A 25,595-nucleotide genomic window follows, 5' to 3' on the forward strand; every position below is an offset into this window, starting at 1 on the left:
CCGAGCGGTCTAACGCTCGACTTCGTCGGGCGTCCACGCCTGCGGCAGCCCCGGTTGATTGGGGAAGAGGAAGTCGATGAAAGCCTGTGCGGTGGGCTGCGGCTCGTGGTTGGCCAGCCCGGGTCGCTCGTTGGCTTCGATGAACACGTAGTCGGGCCGGGTGACATCGGGCACGAGCAGGTCGATGCCGGTGACGGGGATACCGATCGCCTCGGCCGCGGTCACGGCGACGCGGCACAACTCGGGGTGCACGGTTGCGGTGACGTCGTGAATGGTGCCGCCCTGATGCAAATTCGCGGTACGCCGCACCCGTAACCGCTCGCCTTCGTCGAGCACGTCGTCGAACGAGTAGCCGGCTTCCCGAACCGTCGTCTCGGTGACGACGTCCATCGGGATCTTCGACTCGCCCCCGGTCGCGGCAGCTCGCCTGCGGCTCTGTGTCTCGATCAGTTCGCGGATGGTGTGCTTGCCGGTGCCCGTCACCTCGGCGGGCAACCGCAGCGCCGCGGCGACGACCTTCTTGTCGATGACCACCAGCCGCAGGTCATCACCCTCGGCGCGCTGCTCGATCAGCACCTCGGGATGCTGTTCGCGCGCTCGAGCCAGTGCGGCGTCGAGCTCGTCGTCGCCATCGACGCCCACGGTGATGCCCTTGCCCTGCTCGCCACGCGTCGGCTTCACCACCACATCGCCGACCTCGGCCAGGAACTCGTGGTCGGCGGCGTCGAACGTGGCGAGCCGGCCCTTCGGCACGGCGATGCCGGCCTCGGAAACGATGCGGCGGGTCAGCCGCTTGTCGTCGCAACGGCTCATCGCCACCGCAGAGGTGTACTCCGACAACGACTCTCGGGTGACGACACTTCGCCCACCATGTGACAGCCGCATCTCCCCGGCCTCGGCGTCGAGCACCTCCACCCAGATGCCGCGCCGCATCGCCTCATCGGCGAGGATGCGCGCGTAGGGGTTGAGATCGTCGACGGTTTCCGGCGGATGGGTGAACAGCGGCTCGTTGATCGCGTTCTTGCGCTTGACGGCCATCACCGGCACGCGGGTGAAGCCGAGCTTCTCGTAGAGCGCGATCGCGGCGTTGTTGTCGTGAGTGACCGACAGATCCATGTAGGCCCGCCCGCGCGAGCGGTACAGCGCCGCCAGTGCGCGGGTCAGCGCCGCACCGACGCCGGGTAGTGGTGCCGCCGGATCGACCGCCAAGGTCCACAGGCTCGACCCGTCCTCGGGGTCGGCGAACAAGGTGGCGTGGTCGACGCCGGTGACGGTGCCGAGCACGGTGCCGTCCTCGTCGCTGACCGCGACCAGGTAGTCGACCGACTCCTGGTCTTGATGATTGGCCCAGATGACGTCGGTGGGGGCGGGCACCATGCCGCAACGCACGTACACCCGGTTGATCTCGTCGGCGTCGTCGCGGCTCTCCAACGTCCGCACGTGGAAACCGGTGGGCGCAGGCGCGTCATCGGCGCTGTCGGAGAAACGCAGACGGTAGGTGTGGCTGGGATCGATGAACAGCTCCGCGGGTGCCTTCGACACCAGCACGTGAGGTTCGCGCGCGTAGATGCAGATGTCGCGCCGACCGTGCGCTTCGGCCCGCAGCACATCGGCCAGCCGGGCGGGATCACTGAACGTCTGTCCGAAGATCAGTCGGCCCCAACCCAATTCGAGGACGACATCGTCGGCCATCGCGTCGACCATGTCGGGCGGGGACGCTTCGTGGAGAGCGAGCGTGATGGCCTCGGAATGCTCCCCGGCCGGGTCCGCCTTGTCGACGCTGGTCATGCGGCCGACCCGGTGATCCCGTGCTTCTGCAGCCACAGTTCGAGCAGGGCGATCTGCCAGAGCTCATTGCCCCGCAGCGGGGTGAGCTTGCCGTTGGGGTCGGACAGCAGACGTTCGACCGCTTCGGGCCGGAACAGGCCGCGCTCCTTGGCCGCGGGCGCGTACAGCGCGTCACGGACGAGATCGAGGTAGGGGCCTTCGAGGTGGGTCAGTGCGGGCACCGGGAAGTAGCCCTTGGGACGGTCGATCACGTCGGCCGGGATCACTTGGCGGGCAGCTTGTTTGAGCACTCCCTTGCCCTCGTGGGCGGTCTTGAGGTGCGGCGGGCAGGTCGCGGCCAGTTCGACGAGGTCGTGGTCGAGGAACGGCACGCGACCTTCCAGCCCCCACGCCATCGTCATGTTGTCGACCCGCTTGACCGGATCGTCGACCAACATCACGGTGGTGTCCAGACGCAGTGCACGGTCAACGCCCGTCTCCGCTCCGGCGCGGGCGAAGTGCTCGGTCACGAACAGCTCGCTCGGATCGTCGTCGGCGAGGTAGGCCGCAGACACCAGGTCGCTGTAGCCGGCTCGGTCCCGGTCGAAGAACGCGCCGCGGTAGCTGGCGACCGAGCCCTCGAGGGAGGCGGCGGCGGGCTCTCCCATCGGGGGATACCAGTGGTAGCCGGCGAACACCTCGTCGGCGCCCTGCCCGGATTGCACCACCTTGACGTGCTTGGCCACCTCCTGGCTGAGGAGATAGAACGCCACACAATCGTGGCTGACCATCGGTTCGCTCATCGCCCCGATCGCGCCGTCGAGCGCGGGCAGCATGCGCGCGGTGTCGATGCGGATCTGGTGGTGGTCGGTGCCGAAGCGCTCGGCGATGATGTCGCTGTACTTGAACTCGTCTCCGGCGACCCCGTTGACCGATTCGAAGCCGATCGAGAACGTGGCCAGGCCGTGCTGACCGGCCTCGGCGAGCAGCCCGACGATCAGGCTGGAGTCCACCCCGCCGGAGAGCAGGCAGCCGACCGGTACGTCGGCCACCAGGCGGCGCTTCACGGCGGCGCGCAGCGAATCGAGAACCGCGTCTTCCCAGTCTTTGTCAGACCAGTCGGCGCGCTCGGCGCGGCGGGTGAAATCCGGCTCCCAGTACGTCGTCGTGGTCCGGGTGCCATCGGGTTCGATCGCCAGCAGCGAGGCCGGCGGGAGCTTGGTGACGCCGCGCAGGATGGTGCGGGGGGAGGGCACCACCGAGTGGAAGGTCATGTAGTGGTGCAGCGCGATCGGGTCGATGCGGGTGTCGATATCGCCACCGGCCAGCAGTGCGGGCAGCGAGGACGCGAACCGGATCCGGTTGGCCGTCTCCGACAGATACATCGGCTTGATGCCGAGCCGGTCGCGGCCGAGCAGCACCCGCCCGCTGTCGCGTTCGGTGATCGCGAACGCGAACATGCCCTTGAGATGGTCGACGAACCGGTCACCCCAGTGGTGGTAGGCCTTGATCAGGACCTCGGTGTCACTGTGGGAGAAGAACCGGTAGCCGTGGCCCGAGAGCTGGTCGCGGAGGTCCTCGTAGTTGTAGATGCAGCCGTTCCAGGCAATCGATAAGCCGAGCTCGGCGTCGACCATCGGCTGGGCGCCGGCCTCGGTGAGGTCGATGATCTTCAGTCGCCGGTGGCCGAGTGCGACACGGCCCTGCGCCCAGACGCCGGCGGCGTCGGGGCCCCGGGGCACCATGACCTCGGCCATCGCGGTGACAGCGCGGACATCTGGGCTGGTTCCGTCGAGGCGTACCTCGCCGGTGGCTCCACACACGTGTTCGACCCTACTCCGTGTCGGCGTTCCTCGATCAGTGATGACTCCGTGCCACGACGCACGGCGATGACGAGGTTTACCCCGGGGTCAGGACGCCAAACGCGTTTTCGGGATCAAGATCGAGATCCGTGTCACAGGTGCGGTCAGCCGACGTTCTCCAGCTCGCCGCCGGACTCGTCGACCTGCTTGATGGGTCCGGTGAACCACTTCTTCACCGAGGCGTGCCAGTAGATGTAGAGCAGGATGAGCACGCCGCCGACGAGCAGCGGGGTGTAGTTGACGAACTTCCACTCGAAGCTCGGGTCCCACGGCGCGCCGCTGATCGAGGTCGGGAACATGGCGATGATCGACGTGATGACGATCTCGAGGATCGCCACCGGAGCCATCCAGCGGTGGTGTCCGCGCAGGTTCCACTTGCCGAGCGGGAAGGAATCTCCGGCCTTCCAGCGGTAGTAGATCGGCACCGCGAAGCACAGGTACAGGCCGACGACGCCGATCGAGACGACGGCGAAGAACGCGACCGGCACCGGGGCGCCGTTGATGTCGACCTCGACCAGTGCGGGCAGGGTGATGATCGCCGCGATGGTCGCCGTGAGCATCACCGCGTTGGCGGGCACCCGATTGCCGTTGACCTTCGACCACAGTTGATGACCCGGCACGGCCCGGTCGCGGCTGAAGGCGAAGAGCATCCGGGAGGCGCTGGTCTGGCAGGCGGTGGTGCAGAACAGCTGCCCGGCCGTCGAGATCAGCAGCACGATCGCCACCCACTTGGAGTCCATCGCCTGGCTGAAGATCGTCGCCACGGCGCCGCCGCCGGCGGTCACGCCGTCGACGTCCTGGACCGCGAACAGGAACGTCAGCAGCAGGATCCAGCCGCCGATCGCCGAGTAGAAGATCGAGCGCCAGATGCCTTTCGCAGCTCCGTCGGCCGCGCTCTTGGTCTCCTCGGACAGGTGCGCGGACGCGTCGTACCCGGTGATCGTGTACTGCGTCAGGATCGCCGACATCGGCAGCACGAAGAGGAGGAAGCCGAACCCGGAGGTCGAGCCGCCGAACCAGCCCGTGTTGTTGACGGTGGTGGCGAACACGGTGGACAGGCTGGCGTGCTGCTCGGGAATGATCCACAGGATGCCGACGACGGCGAGGGCGCCGATGACGTGCCACCACACCGAGATGTTGTTGATGACGGCCAGCAGGTGCGACGAGAAGATGTTGATCAGCGCGACGACGACCAGGATCACGATGAACATCACGAAGGTCCGGGTGAGGCTGTAGCCGGCGAGCCAGCTCTCGCTGAAGGTGCCCAGCGTCAGGTCCAGGAAGGTGGCGCTGCCGTAGGCCACCGAGGCCAGGATCGCGATGAGTCCGACGAGGTTGAGCCAGCCGGTGTAGAAGCCGGCCTTGGGGCCGCCGAGTTTGGCTGCCCACCAGTAGATCCCACCCGAGGTGGGGAACGCCGACACCAGCTCGGACATGCAGAGCCCGATGATGAGGATGAAGACCGCGATGATCGGCCAGCCCCAGGCGATGGCCGCCGGGCCGCCGTTGTTCCAGCCCAGGCCGAACGAGGTGAAACAGCCCGCCAGGATCGAGATGATCGAGAACGAGATCGCGAAGTTGGAGAACGCCGACCACGATCGGTGGAGTTCTTGGGTGTATCCCAGCGAGGCGAGGTGCTTTTCGTCGTCGTCGAGCAGTTCGTGACCCTCGGGCACGGGGGACCTCCTGTATGGGGGGACAGGTGCGCGTCGGCGGCGGCGCAGGCGCAGAGCATGACAATAAACCGCTATTGGTCTGGTGTCCTACCTTTGAAGGCAGTTTTGTGCGAGTGTGTTCGGGCGCGAGAAGCGCGCGACGGGCACGAGGGTCGACGCAGGGTGACGAGGATGGGGACGCCGATGGGGACACGAGGCATGTTGTCGCGAGACGAGCTGGACGCGCTGGTCGAGGCCGGGGACATCGACACCGTGATCGTCGCGTTCTGCGACATGCAGGGCCGGTTGACCGGCAAGCGGATCTCGGCGCGGTTGTTCGCCGACGACGTCGCCGAGCACGGTGCCGAATGCTGCAACTACCTGCTGGCCGTCGATGTCGACAACAACACCGTCGACGGCTACGCGATCTCGAGCTGGGAGACCGGCTACGGCGACATGGTGATGACGCCCGATTTCGCGACGCTGCGCCTGATTCCGTGGCAGCCGGGTACGGCGCTGGTGATGGCGGATCTGTCGTGGACCGACGGCCGGCCGGTCACCCAAGCGCCGCGCAGCATCCTCAACCGCCAGATCGACCGCCTCGCCGAGCGCGGTCTGGTGCCCTATGCCGCAACCGAACTCGAGTTCATCGTGTTCGACGACACCTACCGCGACGCCTGGGCCGCCGGATACAAAGGCCTCACCCCGGCGACCGATTACAACATCGATTACGCGATGCTCGCCTCGACGCGTATGGAGCCGCTATTGCGCGACATCCGGCTCGGGATGGACGGCGCAGGCATGTACTGCGAGGGCGTCAAGGGGGAGTGCAACTTCGGCCAGCAGGAGGTCGGGTTCCGCTACGACCATGCCCGCACCACCTGCGACAACCACACGATCTACCGCAACGGCGCCAAGGAGATCGCCGACCAGCACGGCAAGAGCCTGACGTTCATGGCGAAGTTCGACGAGCGGGAGGGCAACAGCTGTCACATCCACATCTCGCTCCGTGGGGAGGACGGCAGTGCGGTGTTCGCCGACTCCGATGCGGCGGACGGGATGACGCCGATGTTCCGCAGCTTCATCGCCGGCCAGCTCGCCACGATGCGGGAATTCAGCCTGTGCTACGCGCCGAACATCAACTCCTACAAGCGCTTTGCCGAAGGCAGCTTCGCGCCGACGGCGATCGCGTGGGGTTTCGACAACCGCACCTGTGCACTGCGCGTGGTGGGCCACGGCGCCGGTATGCGGATGGAGAACCGTGCGCCCGGTGGAGACGTCAATCAGTACCTCGCGGTCTCGGCATTGATCGCCGGCGGTCTGTACGGCATCGAGAACGAACTCGAGCTACCGGATGCCTTGGAGGGCAACGCCTACAAGAGTGGCGCCGAGCGGCTGCCCACCACGCTGGCCGAGGCCGTCGAATTGTTCGACAACTCGACGATCGCCCGCGAGGCGTTCGGGGACGACGTGGTGGATCACTACCTCAACTACGCGCGCGTGGAGCTGAAAGCCTTCAACGCCGCGGTGACCGATTGGGAAAGGGTGCGCGGCTTTGAACGCCTCTGAGGTCAGACCGGTCATCGGGCTGACCACCTATCTTCAGCAGGCCCAGACGGGGGTGTGGGATGTGCGGGCCAGCTTCCTGCCCGCGATCTACTTCGAAGGCGTCGGGCTGGCCGGCGGCATCTCGACCCTGCTTCCGCCGCAGCCGGTCGACGACGCGATCGCCGACCGGATTCTCGACGGGCTGGACGGGCTGATCATCACCGGCGGGCGCGACGTCGATCCGGCGGCCTACGGCAGCGCCCCCCATCCGGCCACCGACGAGCCGACGGCGGACAGCCGCACCCGCGACGTCTTCGAGCTCGCCCTGCTGCGCGCGGCCCTGCGCCGAGGCCTGCCCGTGCTGGGTATCTGCCGTGGCGCGCAGGTGCTCAACGTGGCGCTCGGCGGAACCCTGCACCAGCACCTGCCCGACGTGGTCGGCCACCCCCGCCACCAGCAGGGCAACGCGGTGTTCTCCACGTCGACGATCACCACCGTGGCCGGCACCCGGGTGGCCGCGCTCGTCGGTCCCACCACCGACGCGCAGTGCTATCACCACCAGGCCATCGACGGGCTCGGCGACGGCCTGATCGTCAGCGCGGCCGACGCCGACGGCGTGGTCGAAGCGGTCGAGGTGGACCCTCGCCGGCATCCCGACCAATGGGTGGTGGCGGTGCAGTGGCATCCCGAAGAGCGGCTCGACGACCTGCGCCTGTTCGCGGGCCTGGTCGGCGCCGCCGCAGAACGCGCAGCCAAGAAAGCCCAGAAAGTGAGCGTATGAGCCAGACCAGTGACGTGATCAACCCAGCCACCGAGGAGGTGCTGCGCACCGTCACCCACACCGATGAGGCCGGCGTCGACGACGCGGTGGCGCGGGCCCGCTCCGCGCAGCGGGCGTGGGCGCGGCTGGCCCCGGCCGACCGGGCAGCAGCGCTGCGTGCGTTCGCCGCTGTGGTCGACGCGCACGTCGAGGAGTTGGCGCAGCTGGAGGTCGCCAACTCCGGGCATCCGATCGGCAACGCCCGCTGGGAGGCCGGCCATGTCCGCGACGTGCTGCAGTACTACTCGGCGAGCCCGGAGCGGTTGTCCGGCAAGCAGATCCCCGTTGCCGGCGGGTTGGACGTCACCTTCAACGAACCGCTCGGCGTGGTCGGGGTGATCACACCGTGGAACTTCCCGATGACCATCGCGTCGTGGGGTTTCGCCCCCGCGCTGGCCGCGGGCAACGCGGTGCTGGTGAAACCGGCCGAGTGGACACCGCTGACCACGATCCGCCTGGGCGAACTCGCCGTCGAAGCGGGACTCCCCGCTGACCTCTTCCAGGTGCTCCCCGGTCGCGGCTCGGTGGTCGGAGAACGCTTCGTCACCCATCCCGATGTGCGCAAGATCGTGTTCACCGGCTCGACTGAGGTCGGCATGCGCGTGATGGCCGGCGCGGCGCGGCAGGTCAAGCGCGTCACGCTGGAATTGGGCGGCAAGAGCGCGAACATCGTGTTCGACGACTGTGATCTCGAGAAGGCGGCGGCAACGGCGCCCTACGGCGTGTTCGACAACTCCGGTCAGGACTGCTGTGCGCGCAGCCGAATCCTGGTGCAGCGCAGTGTTTTCGACCGCTTCATGGAGCTGTTCGAGCCTGCCGTCAAGGGTGTCGTGGTGGGCGATCCCCGGGTCGAGGGCACCGAGATGGGGCCGCTGGTGTCCAAGCCGCACTGGGAATCGGTTGCCGGCTACGTACCGGACGACGCCCCCGTGGCCTTTCGCGGCGAGGCGCCGTCGGGCCCCGGGTACTGGTTCCCGCCAACGGTTCTCACCCCCGCGCCCGACGACCGCACGGTCACCGAGGAGATCTTCGGCCCGGTCGTGACGGTGCTGCCGTTCGACGACGAGGCAGATGCGATCGCACTGGCCAACGACACGCCCTACGGGTTGTCCGGCTCGATCTGGACCGACAACCTGTCGCGGGCGCTGAGGATGTCCCGTGCCGTGGAATCGGGCAACCTGTCGGTCAACTCGCACTCGTCGGTGCGTTACACCACGCCGTTCGGCGGCTTCAAACAGTCCGGGTTGGGTCGTGAGCTGGGCCCGGACGCCCCCCTGTCGTTCACCGAGACGAAGAACGTCTTCATAGCTGTCGAGGAAGGAAACTGATGGATCTCACCCAGCGTCTGGCGGGCAAGGTCGCCGTGATCACCGGCGGTGCCAGCGGCATCGGACTGGCGACGGCCAAGCGCATGCAGGCCGAGGGGGCCATCGTGGTCATCGGCGACCTCGACGAGGACACCGGCCGCAGCGTCGCCAGCGACATGAACGTGACCTTCGTGCAGGTCGACGTCTCCGACCAGGTGGCGGTCGACAAGCTCTTCGACACGGCGTTCGAGGTGCACGGCGGGGTCGACATCGCGTTCAACAACGCCGGGATCAGCCCGCCCGAGGACGATCTGATCGAGAACACCGGCATCGACGCGTGGCAGCGGGTGCAGGACATCAACCTCAAGTCGGTGTTCTTCTGCTGCAAAGCCGCACTGCGGCACATGGTTCCGGCGCAGAAGGGCTCGATCGTCAACACCGCGTCGTTCGTCGCGGTGATGGGGTCGGCGACCTCGCAGATCTCCTACACCGCGTCCAAGGGTGGGGTGCTGGCGATGTCGCGCGAGCTCGGCGTGCAATACGCCCGGCAGGGAATCCGCGTGAACGCGCTGTGCCCCGGCCCGGTGAACACCCCGCTGCTGCAGGAGTTGTTCGCCAAGGACCCGGAGCGTGCGGCGCGCCGTCTGGTGCACGTGCCCGTCGGCCGCTTCGCCGAGCCCGAGGAACTCGCCGCCGCGGTGGCGTTCCTGGCCAGTGACGACGCCTCGTTCATCACCGCGTCGTCGTTCCTCGTCGACGGTGGTATCAGCGGCCACTACGTCACACCGCTGTAAGACAACGCTCGGGACACGCGATGACGGCCGACCCCAACCCTTCTGAGGACTCCGACCCGGGTGCGGCACTGCTGCGCCCGGTGCGGCCGCTCAACGCGTTCGAGAACACCGTCGAGCGGCTGCTGCAGACGATCCGGCTGGGTGTCCTGGCGCCGGGGGAGTCGCTGCCGCCGGAACGGGAACTCGCCACCCGACTCGGCGTCAGCCGCGACACGGTGCGGGAGGCGATCAAATCCCTTGCCGAGGCGGGATATCTGGTGTCGCGACGCGGCCGCTACGGAGGCACTTTTCTCGCTGACGAGTTGCCCGCACCGCGGACCGCCGACGTCGAACTGCGCCGCGCCGACATCGACGATGCCCTGCGGCTGCGCGAGATCCTCGAAGTGGGGGCGGCGCGCATGGCCGCCGAGCGCACGCTGGACGCCGCCCAGCGAGAGGCGTTGCGCAGCAGGCTGATCGATGTGCGCGACGCTGATCCCGCCGACTACCGGCGCCTGGACTCCCGGCTGCATCTGGCGATTGCCGAAGCGGCCGGGGTGCCGTCGCTGGTGCCGCTGGTGGCGCAGAACAGGATGCGGCTCAACGAGCTGCTCGACTGCATCCCGCTCTTGGGGCGCAACATCGCACACTCCGACGAGCAGCACGAGGCGATCGTCGCGGCGATCCTGGCCGGTGACGTCGACACCGCCGCGCAGACGATGGCGGCCCACGTGTGGGGTTCGGCGGCCCTGCTGCACGGCTTCCTGGACTGAGCCCAGGAGCGCGAAAACGCTCTTCGGTCACGGCGGGGAGTGGGATCATCGCTGTGCGGACGTAGCGCTCATGGCCAGCGATACAGAACATCGGGCGGCAGAAGATCGGGCACTCAAGGCCCGGCATCGCGCGCTGTGGGCCTCCGGCGACTATCCCGCGGTCGCCGCCGAGATCATCCCGAGCCTGGGTCCCGAGCTCGTCGCGGCCTGCGGCGTGGCCGCCGGCGACCGAGTGCTCGATGTCGCCGCCGGCTCCGGCAACGCCGCGATCCCTGCGGCTGCGACGGGCGCCGACGTCACCGCCAGCGACCTCACCCCGGAGCTTTTCGACGAGGGGCGACGGCTCGCCGGTGAGCGCGGGGTGACACTCGAGTGGGTGGAAGCCGACGCCGAGGCGCTCCCGTTCGCCGACGACAGCTTCGACATCGTGATGTCCTGTGTCGGCGCGATGTTCGCGCCGCACCACCAGGCCACCGCCGACGAACTGATCCGGGTGGCCCGACCCGGAGGCAGGATCGGTCTGATCAGCTGGACGCCGGAGGGGTTCATCGGACACCTGTTCGCGACGTTGAAACCGTACGCACCGCCGCCCCCGCCCGGGGCCAGCCCGCCGCCCCTGTGGGGCAGTGAAGACCACGTCCGCGAGCTGTTCGGCGAACGTGTCGCCGATCTGTCGATGCGGCGGCGCAGCGTGCGGATGGATCACTGTGCCTCGCCGCTGGAGTTCCGGGAGTACTGGAAACGCAACTACGGTCCGACCATCGCCGCCTACCGGTTCACCAGCGAGCATCCCGAGCGCGTCGACGCCCTCGACCGTGACTTCCTGGAGTTCCTCACCGCCTGGAATCGCAGCGACGACACCGGCAGCACCGCCTACGACGCGGAGTACCTGCTCGTCACCGCGACGAAGCGCTGACGGCGCGGATGTCGGCCACCCGCGGTGGTCCGGACGCTAGATTGCACGTGTGGAGGATGCCGATCTCGTCGAACGTGCGTCATCGGCGCTGGCCGAGGTCGACACGTCGGGCTGGGCGCAGCGCTTCGACCTGGTCTCCGATCCGCATCGCCTCGAGATCCTCCTGTGCCTGCACCGTTCGCCGGGAATCGTCGTGAGCGATCTGGCCGCCGCACTCGGCCGCTCGGAGAACGCGGTGTCGCAGGCGTTGCGGGTGCTGCGCCAGCAGGGGTGGGTGAGCAACGAGCGGGTCGGCAGGTCGGTGCGGTACCGACTCGACGACGACACCGTCCACGACCTGCTGCACTGGATCGGAGCCCGACACGGGTGACGCGGGTCCTGAGCATCGACGAGCCGCCGCTGGCGCCGGGCCCGGTGCTCGGCGGCAAGAGCGACGGGCCGGTGCACGCGCGCATCGCCGCCTGGCTGCAGGGGCTCATCGCGTCGGGACGGCTGATGCCGGGGGACAAGCTTCCGCCGGAGGTGGAGATCGCCACGGCGCTGGGGTGTAGTCGGATGACGTTGCGGCAGGCGCTCGGTGCCGTCGAGAGCAAGGGGTTGATCGATCGCCGCCGTGGCCGGTTCGGCGGCAACTTCGTCACGTCGCCCAGAATCGAATTCGACCACGCGAGCCTGCCCGGGTTCACCGAGCAGATGCGTCGCATCGAGGTCGAGCCCGGCGCTCAGGTGCTCGGCGTGCACACGGGTGCGCCGCAGCCCGACGTGAGCCGGGCGCTGGGACTGCGCCGAGCCGATCAGGTGCACCAGATCCTGCGAGCGCGCACGGCCGACGGCGAGCCGATCGTCTACGAAGAGGCCTATCTGCCCGCCGCGGTCTTTCCGGACCTGCCGGAGCACGATCTGGACGGCTCGCTGTATGCGCTGATGCGCCGCTACGGCCACGGACCGTCGTCAGCCGACGAGCGGATCGAGGCGACGTCGGCCACCCCGGAGCAGGCCGCGATCCTCGGCGTCGACCCGGCCAGCCCGCTGCTGCTCATCGTGCGAACGTCGTTCGCGGACAACGGCATTGCCGTGGAGTACTCGCGTGACTACCACCGCTCGGACCGCACGACGATCCGGGTCAGGTCGCGCGCTGAGCCTGAGGCGGGTTAGGTCTAGACCTTTGGAGCGACGCACCGTAGAGTGAAGCGATGTCGTCACCGCTGTCGGACGATCACCTGGACGGGCTGCTCGAACAGCTCCCGGTGCTGGCCGGGCGGGCGCGGACGCTCGAAGACCTCTCCGGCGGTCTGACCAACCGCAACGTGAAGATCACCACGGCCGACGGGATCTACGTCGCGCGCTGTGTGGACACCACCCGCAATCTGCTCGAGATCGACCGGGACTGCGAGCACGCCAACAGCGTGGCGGCGCACCGCGCCGGGGTGGGGGCGCCGGTGGTGGACTACCGGCCGGATCTCGGTGTGCTCCTCCTCGGATACCTCGAGGGTAAGACGCTGTGCAACAGCGACTTCCGCCGCCCTGGAGTGCTCGCCAAGGCCGCGCGCGCGGTGCGTGCGCTGCATGAAGGGCCGCGTTTCGTGAACCGGTTCGACATGTTCGAACGCCAGCCGGCCTACCTGGCGACCTGTGTGAGGCACGGATTCCCGATCCCGGCCGACTACCACGACCACGCCGGCGCGTTCGCCGCCGCCCGGCGGGTGCTCACCGATACCGCCGTCACGCTCGCGCCCTGCAACAACGATCTGCTGGCCGGCAACTTCATCGAGCACGGTGACCGGATCCACCTGATCGACTACGAGTACTCGGGCAACAACGACCCGTATTTCGAGCTGGGCAACATCTGGAGCGAGTGCGGACTGTCACTGGAGCAACTCGACGAGCTCGTCACCGCCTACTGCGGTCGCCCGCGGCCGCAGATGACGGCGCGGGCCCACCTGCAGGGCATCGTGGCCAAGTACGGCTGGACACTGTGGGGTTGCATCCAAAGCGGCTCCAGTGCACTTCATTTCGACTTCTGGGACTGGGCGATGGAGCGCTACGAAGCTGCTGTCGCCGAGTTTCGCAGTCCCGGTTATCACCGGCTGCTCGACCAGGTAGCAACCGACGACGGACGAGGATGACATGACTTCCGCGAAGTCCCTGCCCACGCGCGCCCACGCCGTCATCATCGGCGGGGGAGTGATCGGCACCAGCGTGGCCTACCACCTGACGAAGCTGGGCCTGACCGATGTGGTGCTGATCGAACAGGGGCAGCTCTCCAGCGGGACCACGTGGCATGCAGCGGGTTTGGTGGGCCAGTTGCGCGCCTCCGAGGGAATGACGCGCCTCGTGCAGTACTCGACGGCCCTGTACTCCGAGCTCGAGGCGGAAACGGGTCTGTCGGCGGGCTACAAGCAGTGCGGCGGCGTCACGGTGGCACGCACCGAGGACCGCATGGAGCAGCTGCGCCGCACCGCTGCCAACGCGGCGGCGTTCGACCTCGACTGCCGGCTCCTCACCCCCGCCGAGGCCGCCGACCACTACCCGGTCATGCGCACCGACGATCTGGTCGGCGCGATCTGGTTACCTGCCGACGGCAAGGCCAACCCGACTGACCTGACCTTCGCGCTGGCCAAGGGGGCTCGGATGCGCGGCGCCCGCATCGTCGAGAAGACCCGGGTGCTCGACGTGACGACCGCCGACGGCGCGGTGACGGGGGTGCGCACCGACGCCGGTGACATCGAGGCCGACATCGTCGTCAACTGCGCCGGCCAGTGGGCCAAACAGGTGGCCGCGATGGTCGGGGCCAACGTGCCGCTGCATTCGGCCGAGCATTTCTACGTCGTCTCCGAATCCATCGCCGGAGTGCACCCGGACCTGCCGATCCTGCGCGACCCGGACGGCTACACCTACTTCAAAGAAGAGGTCGGCGGTCTGGTCATCGGCGGGTTCGAACCCGAGGCCAAACCGTGGGTGTCACCGGATGCGATTCCGTACCCGTTCGAATTCCAACTGCTGGAGGAAGACTGGGAGCACTTCGAGATCCTGATGAACAGCGCCCTGCTGCGCATCCCGGCGCTCGAGACCACCGGCATCAAGAAGTTCTACAACGGCCCGGAGAGCTTTACCCCCGACAACCAGTTCATCCTCGGCGAGGCCCCCGAGTGCCGGAACTTCTTCGTCGGTGCCGGCTTCAACTCCGTCGGGATCGCGACGGCGGGTGGCGCAGGGCGGGCACTCGCGGAGTGGATCGTCGAGGGCGCTCCGACCACGGATCTGACCGGCGTCGACATTCGGCGCTTCGCACCGTTCAACGGCAACAACCGCTGGCTGCACGACCGCGTCGCCGAGGTGCTGGGCATCCACTACGAAATCCCTTGGCCTAACCGGGAAATGACCACCGCACGGCCGTTCCGGCGCTCGCCGGTACACCATCTTCTGGAGGCTGCCGGGGCGAATTTCGGCAGCAAGATGGGGTGGGAGCGCGCCAATTTCTTCGCCCCGGACGGGCAGGCGCCGGTGATCGAATACACCTGGGACGCACCGAACTGGCTGGTGTGGTCGGCGGCCGAGCAGGCCAGCACGCGCAACGCCGTGACGGTGTTCGACCAGACGTCGTTCTCGAAGTATCTCGTCGTCGGCCGCGACGCCGAGGCCGCACTGCAGTGGTTGTGCACCGCCGATGTCGCCGTGCCGATCGGCAGGGCCGTCTACACCGGGATGCTGAACGCGCGCGGCACCTACGAAGCCGACGTCACGGTGACGCGGACCGGCGCACAGGAGTTCCTCGTCGTCAGCGGTGCGGCCAGCACCGAGCGGGACAAGGACCACGTACGCAGGAATCTGCCGAGCGCGCACGCGGATGCTCACATCGTCGATGTCACCTCGGCCTACGCGGTGTTCGGTGTCATGGGTCCACGCTCACGCGACCTGTTGGCAGCGCTCACCGACGCCGACCTGTCCGACGCGGCCTTCGGCTTCGGGACGAGCCGTCTGCTGTCGCTGGGGTATGCGACGGTGCGCGCAACCCGCATCACCTACGTCGGCGAGCTGGGTTGGGAGCTGTACGTGCCGACCGAGTTCGCCGTCGGCGTCTACGAGGACCTGATGCGGGTCGGCGCCGACTACGGGGTCGCTCGTGGCGGGTACTACGCGCTCGAGTCTCTGCGTCTAGAGAAGGGCTACCGTGCCTTCGGCCGTGAGCTCTCGCCCAGTGAGAGCCCCGTCGAGGCCGGCTTGCTGTTCGCGTGCAAGCTCGGCACCGACATCGACTTCCTGGGCCGCACGGCGGTCGAGGAGGCGCGCCGCCGCGGGCCGACGCGCAAACTCGCCGGATTCCGCGTCGAGTCGGGTGATCCGATGCTGTGGGGTGGCGAACTGATCCTGCGCAACGGCGTGGTCGCCGGGCAGGCCACCTCCGCGGCCTGGGGCGAGACGACGGGCGCGTGCGTGGGTCTGGCGTACCTGAGGGCCCCGGACGGTTCGGTGGTGGACGCGGACTGGGTGCGCGCCGGCGATTACGAGATCAGCGTCGGGTCCCGTCGCTACCCGATCTCGGTGTCCCTGCGATCGCTCTACGACCCGGCGGGCGAGCGGATCCGCGGGTGACACCTGCCCGGACGGGTAGGTCCAACAGGTCGAAAGCCTGCTCATCTGATCAGCTAGACAGATGATCAGATGGGTCATACGCTCGCCGATGTGAACGTCACTTACCAGGCGATGCACATGAGCGACGGCATCGTCAACGCCCCGGTCTCGGTGCTGTTCGGGGTGCTGGCCCTGGTCGCGCTCGGCCTCTGCGCATGGCGGGCCCGGGAGGAACTCGACGAGCGCACCGTGCCGCTCGCCGGCCTGGTCGCCGCGTTCATCTTCGCGGTCCAGATGGTCAACTTCCCGATCCTGCCCGGGGTGAGCGGCCACCTTCTCGGGGGCGCGCTGGCCGCGATCCTCGTCGGCCCGTTCACCGGCGCGCTGTGTGTGGCGATCGTGCTCGTCGTGCAGAGTCTGCTGTTCGCCGACGGCGGCATCACGGCGCTGGGCACCAACATCACCAACATGGCGCTGATCGGGGTTGCCGCGGGTTACGGCACCGCGGTGCTGACCTACCGTCTCGTTCGTCGGGTGCGGTCTGACGTGTCTGTTCCGCTGGTGGGTGCGGTCGCGTTCGTCTCCGCGGTCGTGGGCACCGTGTGCGCCTCCATGGGTTTCGTGCTCGAATACGCCCTCGGTGGGGCGGGCTCGTCGTCGCTCACCACGGTGGCGTCCTACATGTTCGGCACTCATGTGCTGATCGGCATCGGCGAGGGCATCATCACTGCGCTGACGGTGGTCGCCGTCGTCCGCGCCCGTCCCGACCTGGTCTACCTGCTGCGGAGCACGCGCACCCCGGCCACGGTGGCGGCATGACCGGGGCCCGCCGCTGGCGGTTCTGGGCCGCATTCGCCGTGGCAACGCTGATCATCGCCGGCGGATTGTCGTATCTGGCCAGCTCGAGCCCCGACGGGCTGGATTCGGCCACACTGCAGGGTTGCCAGCGGGTCGAGACCGTCGATGGCGAGCACCTGCAGGGAGACTGCATCGCCCAGCACGCCGGCGAGCATGTCTTCGCGCACTCGCCGCTGGCCGACTACTCCATCGGCGGACGCGACGGGACGGGCGGGGTGGCCGGAGTCGCCGGTGTCGCCGTCACCGTGCTCATCGCCTCCGGTGCCTTCTGGCTGATCGCCCGCTCGCGCCGGGCGTCGGCGTCCGCCGCGCCCGCCAACCAAGACTGACCCCGTCCGATGGGGGCCGGCCACGCGCATCCGCTGTACCGCGACGGTGATTCGCCGCTGCATCGGCTGCCCGCCGAGGTGAAGATCGTCACGCTGGTGGCGTTCGTGCTGGCCGTCGTCGCCACGCCGCGAGAGCTGTTCTGGCCCTTCGGTCTCTACGCGCTGATCGTGTTGACGGTGTGGGCGGTGGCGAAGATCCCGCTGCGGTGGGTGCTGCCTCGGATGCTCATCGAGGCACCGTTCGTCGTGCTCGCGGTGCTGCTGCCGTTCGCCGAGGGCGGCGAGCAGGTCAGGGTCGGCGGACTGTCGCTGTCGGTGGCCGGTCTGTACGCGGCGTGGGGCATCGTCATCAAGGGCACGCTCGGGGTGGCCGCCTCGCTGACCGTGGCTGCCACCACGACAGCGCGCGAGCTCCCCGTGGCGCTCAGCCGGCTGCGTGTGCCGGCAGTGATCGTGTCGATGCTGACGCTGATGATCCGCTACGTCGACGTGCTCGCCGCGGAGATCCGACGCATGCGGCTGGCCCGGGTGTCTCGCGGTGATTCACCGCGCATGCTGCATCAGATAGGCGCGACCGCTGCCGGTGTCGGGGCGTTGTTCCTGCGGTCTTACGAACGCGGCGAGCGGGTCTACCTGGCGATGCTGTCCCGCGGCTTCGACGGACGGGTACCGCCGTTGGCCCTCGGTGCCGGATGTCCGGCTGCCGCGTCGTCGCGGCAATGGGTGCTCGCGCTGCTGCCCGCCACGGCTGCGGTGCTGGTCGCGGCCTCTGCATGGGTGTTCCGATGAGCCCGGATTCGACGATCACAGCGGTCCATGTCGAGGACCTGCACTACACCTATCCGGACGGGCACACCGCGCTCTCCGGTGTCGACCTCGACGTCGCACCGGGGGAGAGGGTCGCGCTGCTCGGGCCCAACGGGGCGGGTAAGACGACGCTGATGCTGCACCTCAACGGTGTGCTGAGCGCATCGCAGGGGCGGGTGGAGATCGGCGGGACGCCGGTGGTGCGCAGCACCCTGCGCGAGATCCGCCGTCGCGTGGGGTTGGTGTTCCAAGACCCCGACGACCAGTTGTTCATGCCCACGTTGGCTCAGGACGTCGCGTTCGGCCCGGCGAATTTCGGGCTGCGCGGCGCCGAGCTCGAGGCGCGGGTGGCCGCGGCTCTGGCAGCGGTGTCGATGTCCGAGCTGGCGGCGCGCAGCCCGGCCCACATGTCCGGCGGGCAACGGCGACGGGCCGCGCTGGCCACGGTATTGGCCTGTGAACCAGAGGTTTTGGTGCTCGACGAGCCGTCGGCGAATCTGGATCCGGTGGCTCGACGGGAGTTGGCGGAGACGCTGGCGGGGCTGGAGGCGACGATGATGATCGTCACCCATGATCTGCCGTACGCCGCGCAGTTGTGCACCCGTGCGGTGATCATGGACCACGGCGCTGTGGTGGCCGACGGCCCGATCGCCGAGGTGCTCTCCGATGGCGAGTTGCTGGCTGCGCATCGGCTGGAACTGCCCTGGGGCTTCGCGGTTCCGACGCCCTGAATTCTCTCCTTCCGATGTTTGGCGCGGGTCCCGCCGCGGTAGGTGCGTGATGTGCTGCATCGACGTCTGCCGCGGCCGGCCCCGCTCCACGACCCTAACACAAGGCTGCTCATCTGTTCAGGTGGACAGATATAGTCGTGGGCGTCGACGACGAAAGGATTTCCATGGCTTCCATGGCGGAGTACACGCTGCCCGATCTCGACTACGACTACGGGGCGCTCGAACCCCATATCTCTGGACAGATCAACGAGATTCACCACAGCAAGCACCACGCGACCTACGTCAAAGGCGTCAACGACGCGATCGCCGCACTCGAGGAGGCCCGCGGAGCCGGCGACCACAGTGCGATCTTCCTGCACGAGAAGAACCTCGCGTTCCACCTCGGCGGGCACGTCAACCACACGATCTGGTGGAAGAACCTGTCGCCGGACGGCGGAGACAAGCCTGTCGGTGAGTTGGCCGCGGCCCTCGACGACCAGTTCGGTTCCTTCGACGCCTTCCGCGCCCAGTTCACCGCTGCGGCCAACGGGTTGCAGGGCTCGGGGTGGGCGGTGCTGGGCTACGACACGCTCGGCAGCAGGCTGCTGACCTTCCAGCTGTTCGACCAGCAGGGCAACGTGCCGCTGGGCATCATCCCGCTGCTGCAGGTCGACATGTGGGAACACGCCTACTACCTGCAGTACCGCAACGTGAAGGCCGATTACGTGAAGGCCTTCTGGAATGTGGTCAATTGGGCCGATGTCCAGCGGCGGTTCACCGCAGCGATGACGCAGGCGCCGGGTCTTCTGAACTGAGCGGCGCGGTTGCCGCGTGCAGCCGTATCGTGAACGACGTTGATCCAGAGCGAGATTCGGCGCTGATGCTGCCACCGTGGGATTCGACGATGGACGCGGCGATCGACAACCCCAGTCCGAAGCTGCCGGTCTCCCGCGATCGTGAGGAGTCGGCGCGAACGAACCGGCCGAACAGATGGGGTAGGACAGCGGCGTCGATGCCGGGTCCGTCGTCGGCGACGGTCATCTCCACGAAAGGCTCGCCCCCGAGCACATCGGCGTTGCCGCGTCCGGTCGTGATCGAGGTGGTGACGGTCGTGCCGGCCGGGGTGTGCACCCGGGCGTTGGACAACAGGTTGGCCAGCGCCTGGTGCAGCTGGGCGCGGTCGGCCCGCACCCACACCGCGCCGTCCGGCACCCGGGTCGGCCAGTGGTGCGTCGGTGCGGAGACCGCGGCGTCGTTGACCGCGTCGACCACCAGCTCGGTCACGTCGACATCGGTGATCTGACGATCCTGGCCCTCGTCCAGGCGGGCCAGCAGCAGCAGGTTGCTGACCAGATCGCTCATCCGCTGCGCCTCGGATTCGATACGCGCCAACGAGTATTCGGTGGTCTCGGGCAGGACATCGCTGTCCTGGCGGGTCAGCTCGGCGTAGCCGTGGATCGCCGCGAGCGGGGTGCGCAGCTCGTGGCTGGCATCGGTGATGAACTGACGCATCCGCCGATTGGACGCCGCCACATCGCCCAGGGAGCGTTCGACATGGTCCAGCAGACGGTTCAGCGTCACCCCGACCATGCCCACCTCGCTGCGCGGATCTGTGTCGGCGACGGCGACTCGTGGTGCGATCGTGTGGTTGTCACCGTCGAGCGGCAGTTCGGCCACCGCGGCGGCGGTGGCCGCGACCCGGCGCAGCGGTCGCAGCGCGAATCGCACGATCGCGATGGTGCACACCGCGGTGACCAGCACGGCCAGCGCGACCATCCCGGACACCACCGCCGTCTCCCGGATCATCGCGTCCCACGCCGGTGCCCGCGAGACGCCGGTCACCAGGATCTCGTTCGGTCCGCCGGGTTGCCCGGTCATGCGGTACCAGCCCAGGCCGGGTAGCTCGACGGTGTGGGGCCCCGGATCCGTCCACGAGAGGTTCGCGATCGCGGCGGTGGCCTCGGCCGGTGCCGGCTGTGCATCGCCGTCACCGAACAACGCCGAGTCGACGACGGCGCCGTCACGGAGCAGCGTGACGACATTGCCGGGAGCCTGGCCGATCAGCCGGGTCAACGGCTTCATCGACCCCGGGGGCGGCAGTTCACCGTCGGGCCCGGCGGTGCTGCGGTACTTTTCGACCGACTCGATGCAGGCGTTGGCGGCACCGGCCAGCTGGGCGTCGATGATGCCCAGCACTGACGCCCGCAGGCTCACCACCGACGCCGTCCCGACTGCGATCAGGACGGCCATCACCAGCACGGACACCCCGACCGCGAGTTGGCGCAGCAGGCTCCAGCGCCGCCAGGTCTTCCTCACGGCGCCGGCCGCAGCAGGTAGCCGACGCCACGCACCGTGTGGATCATCGGTTCCCGGTCCGCGTCGATCTTCTTGCGCAGGTACGACACGTACAGGTCCACGATGCTGGAGCGCCCGCCGAAGTCGTAGTTCCACACCTGCCGGAGAATGTCGCTGCGGGACAGAGCTTTACGTTGATTGCGCATCAGCAGGCGCAGGAGCTCGAACTCGGTGGAGGTCAGGCTCACCTCCTCGCCGGCGCGGGTCACCTCCCGGCTGGCGGCGTCGAGAGTGAGATCGCCGACCACCAGCGTCTCGTCGTCAGGCGGCGTGAGGTGGGCCGAGCGGCGCAGCAGGCCCCGCAGCCGCGCGACCAGTTCCTCCAGCGAGAACGGTTTGGTCATGTAGTCATCCCCGCCCGCGGTCAAACCGGTGACCCGGTCGTGCACCGAATCTCGCGCCGTCAGGAACAGCGTCGGGATGTAGGGCCCGCTGTTGCGCAGTTCGGCCAGCACGCTCACCCCGTCCATGTCGGGCAGCATGATGTCGAGCACGAGCAGGTCGGGGGAATGGGTGCGGTACTTCTCGACCGCCTCTGCGGCATCGTGGGCCACCTCGATGTCCCAACCCTCGTACTTCAGTGCCATGCGCACGAGATTGGTCAGCGCTCGCTCGTCGTCGACGAGGAGGACCCGGATCGGCGACCCGTCCGGTCGCGACAAGCGCGGCAACTTACCCAGGATCGCGCGGCGAGGCCCGCTGCCCTCGATCGGTGCAGACGTCATCGGTCCATTGTCGCGGGCGTCCGGCGCCCGACAGCACGCTTCATAGAGACCTCATACCTTCGCCTGCCCCTGCGGCTTTTATGAATCGCCTATGAGTCCGGCGGTGCCGGCCCGCGGGGCCATGACGATGGGGGCGACCGCCGGTGGGCGGCGAATTCCACGCATCCTCGGAAAGGACACCTGCACCATGAGCATCAGCACGCTCGACACCCGAATCGACAACCAGTCCGCAGTGGCGCTGGGAGCCTTCCGCATCCTGGTCGCGCTCCTGTTCGCGATGCACGGTGTGGCCAAGCTGTTCGGGTGGCCGCAGGGCCAGCCGGTTCCCCTCGGGGTGTGGCCGGCCTGGTGGGCCGGGGTGCTCGAGGTGGTGCTCGGCAGCCTCATCGCCCTCGGATTGTTCACCCGCGCCGCGGCGTTCGTCGCGTCCGGGATGATGGCCGTCGCCTATTTCTGGATGCACTTCCCCGATGGCTTCTGGCCACTGGTCAACGGCGGAGAGGCGGCGGTCCTGTACTGCTTCGTCTTCCTCCTCCTGGTCGCCACCGGACCCGGCGCGCTGACCGTGCAGCGCCGTCGTCGCACTCCGGCGTCAATCGAAAAATGAACGTGTAGAGCGTCTTTCATAGACGACGCACATGTTGTGTGTTGGCTATGAAGACCTGGCGGCACAGCCCGGGACCCCTAAATTGAATTCCACGAGGCCGGAATCGACTGGCCAGCAACCACTGTGGAGGACGAGCATGACGAGAAAAGATCCGCACCTGGAGCGCTTCGAGCGTGACGCCCTGCCCCTGCTCGACACGCTGTACCGGGCAGCGCGCCGCTACACTGCCAACACCGCCGACGCCGAAGACCTGGTGCAGGAGACGATGCTCAAGGCGTACAGGGCATTCCATCACTATCAGGACGGCACCAACATCCGTGCCTGGCTGTTGCGCATCCTCACCAACACCTGGATCACGTCGCATCGGCGCGCCCAGAGCCGGCCTGCGGAGCTGCTGTCGGACAGTGTCACCGACTCCCAGCTCGCCGCGCAGGCGGCCCACTCGGCGACCGGGCTGCCGTCGGCTGAACTCGCGGCGCTGACCGCCCTCGGTGACGACGAGGTGCGGTATGCACTCGGCCAACTCGGCGAAGACCAGCGCATCGCGGTCTACTACGCCGACGTGGAGGGGCTGCCGCAGCGAGAGATCGCCGAGATCCTCGACATCCCGCTCGGCACCGTCATGTCGCGGGTGTACCGGGGTCGCAACGCGCTGCGCCGGCTGCTCGTCGACGTCGCCGCCGACCGTGGCTACCTGCGCGCCGCCTGAGGTGCCCCTAGTGCCGTCTGGACGGTGGCCACGGCGGCTCGCCGCAGAGCGCCAACAGCGCGTTCTCGATCACCTCGGGCAGCGCCGGGTGAATCCAGTACTGGCTGCGCGCCACCTCCTGCGCGGGCAGGTCGAAGTCCATGGCCTGGATCACCGGCTGGATGATCGACGACGCCTGGGGGCCCATGATGTGCGCACCGAGGAGCAGCCCGCTGTCGTCGTCGACGATGAGTTTGGCGAAGCTCGTCGTGTCCTCCAGCGCCCAGCCGTACGCCACATCCCCGTAGTCCTGGACCTTGGAGCGGATGCGGTAACCCGCTGCGCGCGCCTCGTTTTCGGTCAGTCCGACGCTCGCGATCTGCGGATCGGTGAACACCGCCGACGGCACGTTGCGGTGATTGACCGGCATCAGGTTCTCGGTGTCGTCCCAGTCCTGCAGCAGATTGTGCTTCACCACCCGGGCTTCGTGATTGGCGACGTGCTTGAGCTGGTACGGCGAGCTGACGTCACCGAGGGCGAAGACGTTGCGCGCGGTCGTGCGCTGATACTCGTCGACGGTGACCCGTCCGTCGACCACCTCCACGCCCGCGTGGTGGGCGTCGAGCAGATCGCCGTTCGGTATCCGGCCGGTGGCGATCAGTAATGTGTCGGCGTGCACCGTGGCGCCGTCGTCGAGCGTGAGCGTCACCCCCGACTCGTCGGACGAGCCGCGCACGATGTTGCGGCGGCTGCGGATCTCCCACTTCTTGCCCGCGAGGTCGGTGAATCGCTCGCAGATCGTGTCGTCGCAGTGCGTCAGCATCGTGGTGCCGCGCAGCACGATGGTCACCCGGGTCCCCAGCGAGGAGAAGATGTGTGCGAATTCGGCTGCCACATAACCGCCTCCGACGATCACGAGATGCTCGGGGAGCTCCGAGATCCGCATGATGGTGTCGCTGGTGTGATACGCGACGCCGCAGTCGGCGATCGCCGGGGGCACGGTCGCCCTCGCACCCGCCGCGATCACCACCTGCTCAGCGGTGAACTCGTCACCGTCGTCTGTGCGCAGCCGGTAGCCGTTCGCGCCCTTCTGTTCGGCGAAGCGGGTGTGGCTGGCGAAGACCTCGACGTTCGGCGAGGACCGCCGGTACTGTTCGCCGCCAGTCGACAGCGGGTCGATGCGGCCGAACACCCGGGAGACGATGTCGGGCCAGCGCACCGTCTCGACATGCGCGTCGATGCCGAATGTCGATGCCTGCCTGACTTGTTCGGCCACCTCGGCGGCGTAGACGAACATCTTGGTGGGGATGCAGCCCACGTTCAGGCACGTGCCGCCGAACACGTCCTGCTCGCAGATCGCGACCTTCTTGTCGATGTAGCGATCGTCGATGATGCTGTTGCCCGATCCGGTGCCGATGATTGCGATGTCGAAGTCAGCCATGGGGTTCTCCCTCTTCCGAATGCCAGTCGAGCCAGCGGTCCAACTCGCGATAGGCCGTGCGCCGGGCTTCAGACACCGACAGGAACACGTCGTGTTTGGCGTCGGCGATCGGTACCACCGTCGTGCGGTTGCCGACACAGCCGGCCCACCGCGCGATCTGGGCGACGTCGAGCACCGCGTCCCCGCGCTGGATGAGCTCGGAGTCGGCCACTTCGCGCACGCTGCGGTCCGAGCGCAGGATCAGGTTGGGCACGCCGACGTCGAGGCCGCGGTGCAGCTGCGCGTGGCCGCGGCGGATCGCCCGGATCCAGCCGAGGGTCACCGGGAAACCGCCGATGGGTTTCCACGTCAGGTCGTAGTCGAAGTCGCCGGCGAAGTCGCGGTGCAGTGTGGTGCCGTAGCCGCCGTGGGTCGGGCGCCGCACCACGGTGCGTGACCGCAATCGCCCCGCGGCGCGCAGCGCAGCCGTGGTCGGCGCCGCGCGCAGGATCGCCGGGCCCTGCAGGTCGAACCAGGGGCTGTTGAGCACCAGACCCGACACCGCAGGCCGAGTCCCGCCGCGGCGGTCCAGCCGGACGCCGTCGCGGCGCCGACGGTCCAGCCACAGCGTGACCACCAGCCCGCCTGCCGAATGGCCGAAGACCAGCACGTCGGCATCGGTCTCCCCGGCGATCGTCGCCAGCGCACGCTCGAGCTCGGTGTCGTAGCGGGCCAGGTCGGTGGTGAAGTGCGGTGTCTGACCCGCACGGTGGGAGCGACCGCATTTGTGCAGGTCGATTGCGTAGAACGCGATGCCGCGGGCGGCCAGGTGATCGGCGAATTCGGTGTTGAAGAAGTAGTCGGTGAAACCGTGCACCATCAGGACGGCCTGCCGAGCCCCCGGATCGGCGGGTCCCCGCCGCACCAGAGTGGCTTCCAGATCGCCCTCTCCGTCGGGGTCGGGCCCCAGCGCGAAAGTGGTCTGCCAGTACCCGGGCAGAACATCGGGCTGCCATCCGGACACGACAGCCACCTTAGTGGGCGAGGTGGTCGGCGGGTTGTGACCGCGCGCGGCGGGATAACCTGAACACCGGTAAGCCGTG

The 25,595-nt window shown here is 68.1% G+C and carries 24 protein-coding genes; 17 read left to right on the forward strand and 7 right to left on the reverse strand.

The genetic code is table 11. The annotated features are described in order from the left end of the window. Window positions 1-9 precede the first annotated feature (9 nt). From ngg to DMB80_RS15700, 3 genes are all read right to left on the reverse strand, one after another. Window positions 10-1,788, reverse strand: a complete 1,779-nt coding sequence (ngg, locus tag DMB80_RS15690) for an N-acetylglutaminylglutamine synthetase (protein WP_111510723.1) — start codon at window positions 1,786-1,788, stop codon at window positions 10-12. Beyond that, entirely contained in the window at window positions 1,785-3,590 is a 1,806-nt protein-coding gene (locus DMB80_RS15695) for an N-acetylglutaminylglutamine amidotransferase (protein WP_111510699.1), read from the reverse strand. The genes ngg and DMB80_RS15695 overlap by 4 nt, the downstream gene beginning before the upstream one ends. Before the next feature lie 143 nt (window positions 3,591-3,733). Next, window positions 3,734-5,305 carry an amino acid permease gene (locus DMB80_RS15700; protein WP_111510700.1) on the reverse strand — a complete coding sequence of 524 codons (1,572 nt, stop codon included), beginning with the start codon at window positions 5,303-5,305 and terminating at the stop codon, window positions 3,734-3,736. A gap of 183 nt (window positions 5,306-5,488) precedes the next feature. Here DMB80_RS15700 and DMB80_RS15705 point away from each other — a divergent pair, with 183 nt between their 5' ends. The 15 genes from DMB80_RS15705 to DMB80_RS15775 all read left to right on the forward strand — a co-directional run bounded on the left by DMB80_RS15705 (window position 5,489) and on the right by DMB80_RS15775 (window position 19,512). After that, the gene (locus DMB80_RS15705; RefSeq protein WP_111510701.1) at window positions 5,489-6,853 is read left to right on the forward strand and encodes a glutamine synthetase family protein; all 1,365 of its coding nucleotides are present in this window, start codon (window positions 5,489-5,491) and stop codon (window positions 6,851-6,853) included. After that, window positions 6,840-7,613, forward strand: coding sequence for a gamma-glutamyl-gamma-aminobutyrate hydrolase family protein (locus tag DMB80_RS15710; RefSeq protein WP_111510702.1), 774 nt, complete (start codon window positions 6,840-6,842; stop codon window positions 7,611-7,613). The genes DMB80_RS15705 and DMB80_RS15710 overlap by 14 nt, the downstream gene beginning before the upstream one ends. Beyond that, window positions 7,610-8,980 carry an aldehyde dehydrogenase family protein gene (locus DMB80_RS15715; protein WP_111510703.1) on the forward strand — a complete coding sequence of 457 codons (1,371 nt, stop codon included), beginning with the start codon at window positions 7,610-7,612 and terminating at the stop codon, window positions 8,978-8,980. The genes DMB80_RS15710 and DMB80_RS15715 overlap by 4 nt, the downstream gene beginning before the upstream one ends. Continuing rightward, window positions 8,977-9,753, forward strand: coding sequence for a 3-oxoacyl-ACP reductase (locus DMB80_RS15720; RefSeq protein WP_205538714.1), 777 nt, complete (start codon window positions 8,977-8,979; stop codon window positions 9,751-9,753). Before DMB80_RS15715 ends, DMB80_RS15720 begins: the two co-directional genes overlap by 4 nt. A 20-nt stretch (window positions 9,754-9,773) precedes the next feature. Then, a complete protein-coding gene (locus DMB80_RS15725; RefSeq protein ID WP_111510705.1) occupies window positions 9,774-10,505 on the forward strand; it encodes a FadR/GntR family transcriptional regulator in 732 nt (243 codons plus the stop codon). Window positions 10,506-10,575: 70 nt separating this feature from the next. Next, window positions 10,576-11,421, forward strand: coding sequence for a class I SAM-dependent methyltransferase (locus DMB80_RS15730; RefSeq protein WP_111510706.1), 846 nt, complete (start codon window positions 10,576-10,578; stop codon window positions 11,419-11,421). A gap of 49 nt (window positions 11,422-11,470) precedes the next feature. Then, window positions 11,471-11,791: an ArsR/SmtB family transcription factor gene (locus tag DMB80_RS15735; RefSeq protein ID WP_205538706.1), complete on the forward strand. Its 321-nt coding sequence runs from the start codon at window positions 11,471-11,473 to the stop codon at window positions 11,789-11,791. Beyond that, window positions 11,788-12,576, forward strand: coding sequence for a GntR family transcriptional regulator (locus DMB80_RS15740; protein WP_111510708.1), 789 nt, complete (start codon window positions 11,788-11,790; stop codon window positions 12,574-12,576). Before DMB80_RS15735 ends, DMB80_RS15740 begins: the two co-directional genes overlap by 4 nt. A 38-nt stretch (window positions 12,577-12,614) precedes the next feature. Further along, window positions 12,615-13,547 carry a choline kinase family protein gene (locus tag DMB80_RS15745; protein WP_111510709.1) on the forward strand — a complete coding sequence of 311 codons (933 nt, stop codon included), beginning with the start codon at window positions 12,615-12,617 and terminating at the stop codon, window positions 13,545-13,547. Between the two features lies 1 nt (window position 13,548). Beyond that, complete coding sequence (locus tag DMB80_RS15750) at window positions 13,549-16,014, forward strand: GcvT family protein (RefSeq protein ID WP_111510710.1); 2,466 nt, start codon at window positions 13,549-13,551, stop codon at window positions 16,012-16,014. 69 nt (window positions 16,015-16,083) lie between these two features. Beyond that, the gene (locus tag DMB80_RS15755) at window positions 16,084-16,812 is read left to right on the forward strand and encodes an energy-coupling factor ABC transporter permease (protein ID WP_420812188.1); all 729 of its coding nucleotides are present in this window, start codon (window positions 16,084-16,086) and stop codon (window positions 16,810-16,812) included. Continuing rightward, on the forward strand, window positions 16,809-17,180 hold the full coding sequence (locus DMB80_RS15760) for a PDGLE domain-containing protein (protein ID WP_111510711.1): 372 nt from the start codon (window positions 16,809-16,811) through the stop codon (window positions 17,178-17,180). The genes DMB80_RS15755 and DMB80_RS15760 overlap by 4 nt, the downstream gene beginning before the upstream one ends. Before the next feature lie 9 nt (window positions 17,181-17,189). Next, entirely contained in the window at window positions 17,190-17,969 is a 780-nt protein-coding gene (cbiQ, locus tag DMB80_RS15765; protein ID WP_111510712.1) for a cobalt ECF transporter T component CbiQ, read from the forward strand. Then, window positions 17,966-18,718, forward strand: coding sequence for an energy-coupling factor ABC transporter ATP-binding protein (locus tag DMB80_RS15770; protein WP_111510725.1), 753 nt, complete (start codon window positions 17,966-17,968; stop codon window positions 18,716-18,718). Before cbiQ ends, DMB80_RS15770 begins: the two co-directional genes overlap by 4 nt. 173 nt (window positions 18,719-18,891) lie before the next feature. Beyond that, entirely contained in the window at window positions 18,892-19,512 is a 621-nt protein-coding gene (locus DMB80_RS15775) for a superoxide dismutase (RefSeq protein WP_111510713.1), read from the forward strand. On the opposite strand, the gene DMB80_RS15780 is transcribed toward DMB80_RS15775, so the two are convergent. Together DMB80_RS15780 and DMB80_RS15785 are read right to left on the reverse strand one after the other, a co-directional pair. Then, the gene (locus DMB80_RS15780; RefSeq protein ID WP_111510726.1) at window positions 19,472-20,947 is read right to left on the reverse strand and encodes a sensor histidine kinase; all 1,476 of its coding nucleotides are present in this window, start codon (window positions 20,945-20,947) and stop codon (window positions 19,472-19,474) included. The two genes, DMB80_RS15775 and DMB80_RS15780, sit on opposite strands and share 41 nt — an antisense overlap. Before the next feature lie 62 nt (window positions 20,948-21,009). Next, complete coding sequence (locus DMB80_RS15785; RefSeq protein ID WP_111510714.1) at window positions 21,010-21,777, reverse strand: response regulator transcription factor; 768 nt, start codon at window positions 21,775-21,777, stop codon at window positions 21,010-21,012. Window positions 21,778-21,868: 91 nt separating this feature from the next. On the opposite strand from DMB80_RS15785, the gene DMB80_RS15790 reads away from it, so the two are divergent. Together DMB80_RS15790 and DMB80_RS15795 are read left to right on the forward strand one after the other, a co-directional pair. Beyond that, window positions 21,869-22,384 carry a DoxX family protein gene (locus tag DMB80_RS15790; RefSeq protein WP_338043875.1) on the forward strand — a complete coding sequence of 172 codons (516 nt, stop codon included), beginning with the start codon at window positions 21,869-21,871 and terminating at the stop codon, window positions 22,382-22,384. Between the two features lie 136 nt (window positions 22,385-22,520). Continuing rightward, window positions 22,521-23,093, forward strand: coding sequence for a sigma-70 family RNA polymerase sigma factor (locus DMB80_RS15795; protein ID WP_205538708.1), 573 nt, complete (start codon window positions 22,521-22,523; stop codon window positions 23,091-23,093). Between the two features lie 7 nt (window positions 23,094-23,100). On the opposite strand, the gene mtr is transcribed toward DMB80_RS15795, so the two are convergent. Then, window positions 23,101-24,513 carry a mycothione reductase gene (gene mtr / locus DMB80_RS15800; RefSeq protein WP_111510716.1) on the reverse strand — a complete coding sequence of 471 codons (1,413 nt, stop codon included), beginning with the start codon at window positions 24,511-24,513 and terminating at the stop codon, window positions 23,101-23,103. Beyond that, window positions 24,506-25,516, reverse strand: a complete 1,011-nt coding sequence (locus tag DMB80_RS15805; RefSeq protein WP_111510728.1) for an alpha/beta hydrolase — start codon at window positions 25,514-25,516, stop codon at window positions 24,506-24,508. The genes mtr and DMB80_RS15805 overlap by 8 nt, the downstream gene beginning before the upstream one ends. Window positions 25,517-25,595: the final 79 nt, after the last annotated feature.

This window comes from Mycobacterium kyogaense (assembly GCF_003254575.1).
GTDB lineage: Bacteria > Actinomycetota > Actinomycetes > Mycobacteriales > Mycobacteriaceae > Mycobacterium > Mycobacterium kyogaense.

Excerpts from the sequence above, each read along its gene's own strand:
- DMB80_RS15770 (WP_111510725.1), top strand. The coding sequence starts at position 17,966 with ATGAGCCCGGATTCGACGATCACAGCGGTCCATGTCGAGGACCTGCAC.
- DMB80_RS15785 (WP_111510714.1), bottom strand. The coding sequence starts at position 21,777 with ATGACGTCTGCACCGATCGAGGGCAGCGGGCCTCGCCGCGCGATCCTG.
- ngg (WP_111510723.1), bottom strand. The coding sequence starts at position 1,788 with ATGACCAGCGTCGACAAGGCGGACCCGGCCGGGGAGCATTCCGAGGCC.
- DMB80_RS15780 (WP_111510726.1), bottom strand. The coding sequence starts at position 20,947 with ATGGCCGTCCTGATCGCAGTCGGGACGGCGTCGGTGGTGAGCCTGCGG.
- mtr (WP_111510716.1), bottom strand. The coding sequence starts at position 24,513 with ATGGCTGACTTCGACATCGCAATCATCGGCACCGGATCGGGCAACAGC.
- DMB80_RS15795 (WP_205538708.1), top strand. The coding sequence starts at position 22,521 with ATGACGAGAAAAGATCCGCACCTGGAGCGCTTCGAGCGTGACGCCCTG.
- DMB80_RS15705 (WP_111510701.1), top strand. The coding sequence starts at position 5,489 with ATGGGGACACGAGGCATGTTGTCGCGAGACGAGCTGGACGCGCTGGTC.
- DMB80_RS15730 (WP_111510706.1), top strand. The coding sequence starts at position 10,576 with ATGGCCAGCGATACAGAACATCGGGCGGCAGAAGATCGGGCACTCAAG.
- cbiQ (WP_111510712.1), top strand. The coding sequence starts at position 17,190 with ATGGGGGCCGGCCACGCGCATCCGCTGTACCGCGACGGTGATTCGCCG.
- DMB80_RS15725 (WP_111510705.1), top strand. The coding sequence starts at position 9,774 with ATGACGGCCGACCCCAACCCTTCTGAGGACTCCGACCCGGGTGCGGCA.
- DMB80_RS15775 (WP_111510713.1), top strand. The coding sequence starts at position 18,892 with ATGGCGGAGTACACGCTGCCCGATCTCGACTACGACTACGGGGCGCTC.
- DMB80_RS15760 (WP_111510711.1), top strand. The coding sequence starts at position 16,809 with ATGACCGGGGCCCGCCGCTGGCGGTTCTGGGCCGCATTCGCCGTGGCA.
- DMB80_RS15755 (WP_420812188.1), top strand. The coding sequence starts at position 16,084 with ATGGGTCATACGCTCGCCGATGTGAACGTCACTTACCAGGCGATGCAC.
- DMB80_RS15790 (WP_338043875.1), top strand. The coding sequence starts at position 21,869 with ATGAGTCCGGCGGTGCCGGCCCGCGGGGCCATGACGATGGGGGCGACC.
- DMB80_RS15715 (WP_111510703.1), top strand. The coding sequence starts at position 7,610 with ATGAGCCAGACCAGTGACGTGATCAACCCAGCCACCGAGGAGGTGCTG.
- DMB80_RS15750 (WP_111510710.1), top strand. The coding sequence starts at position 13,549 with ATGACTTCCGCGAAGTCCCTGCCCACGCGCGCCCACGCCGTCATCATC.
- DMB80_RS15745 (WP_111510709.1), top strand. The coding sequence starts at position 12,615 with ATGTCGTCACCGCTGTCGGACGATCACCTGGACGGGCTGCTCGAACAG.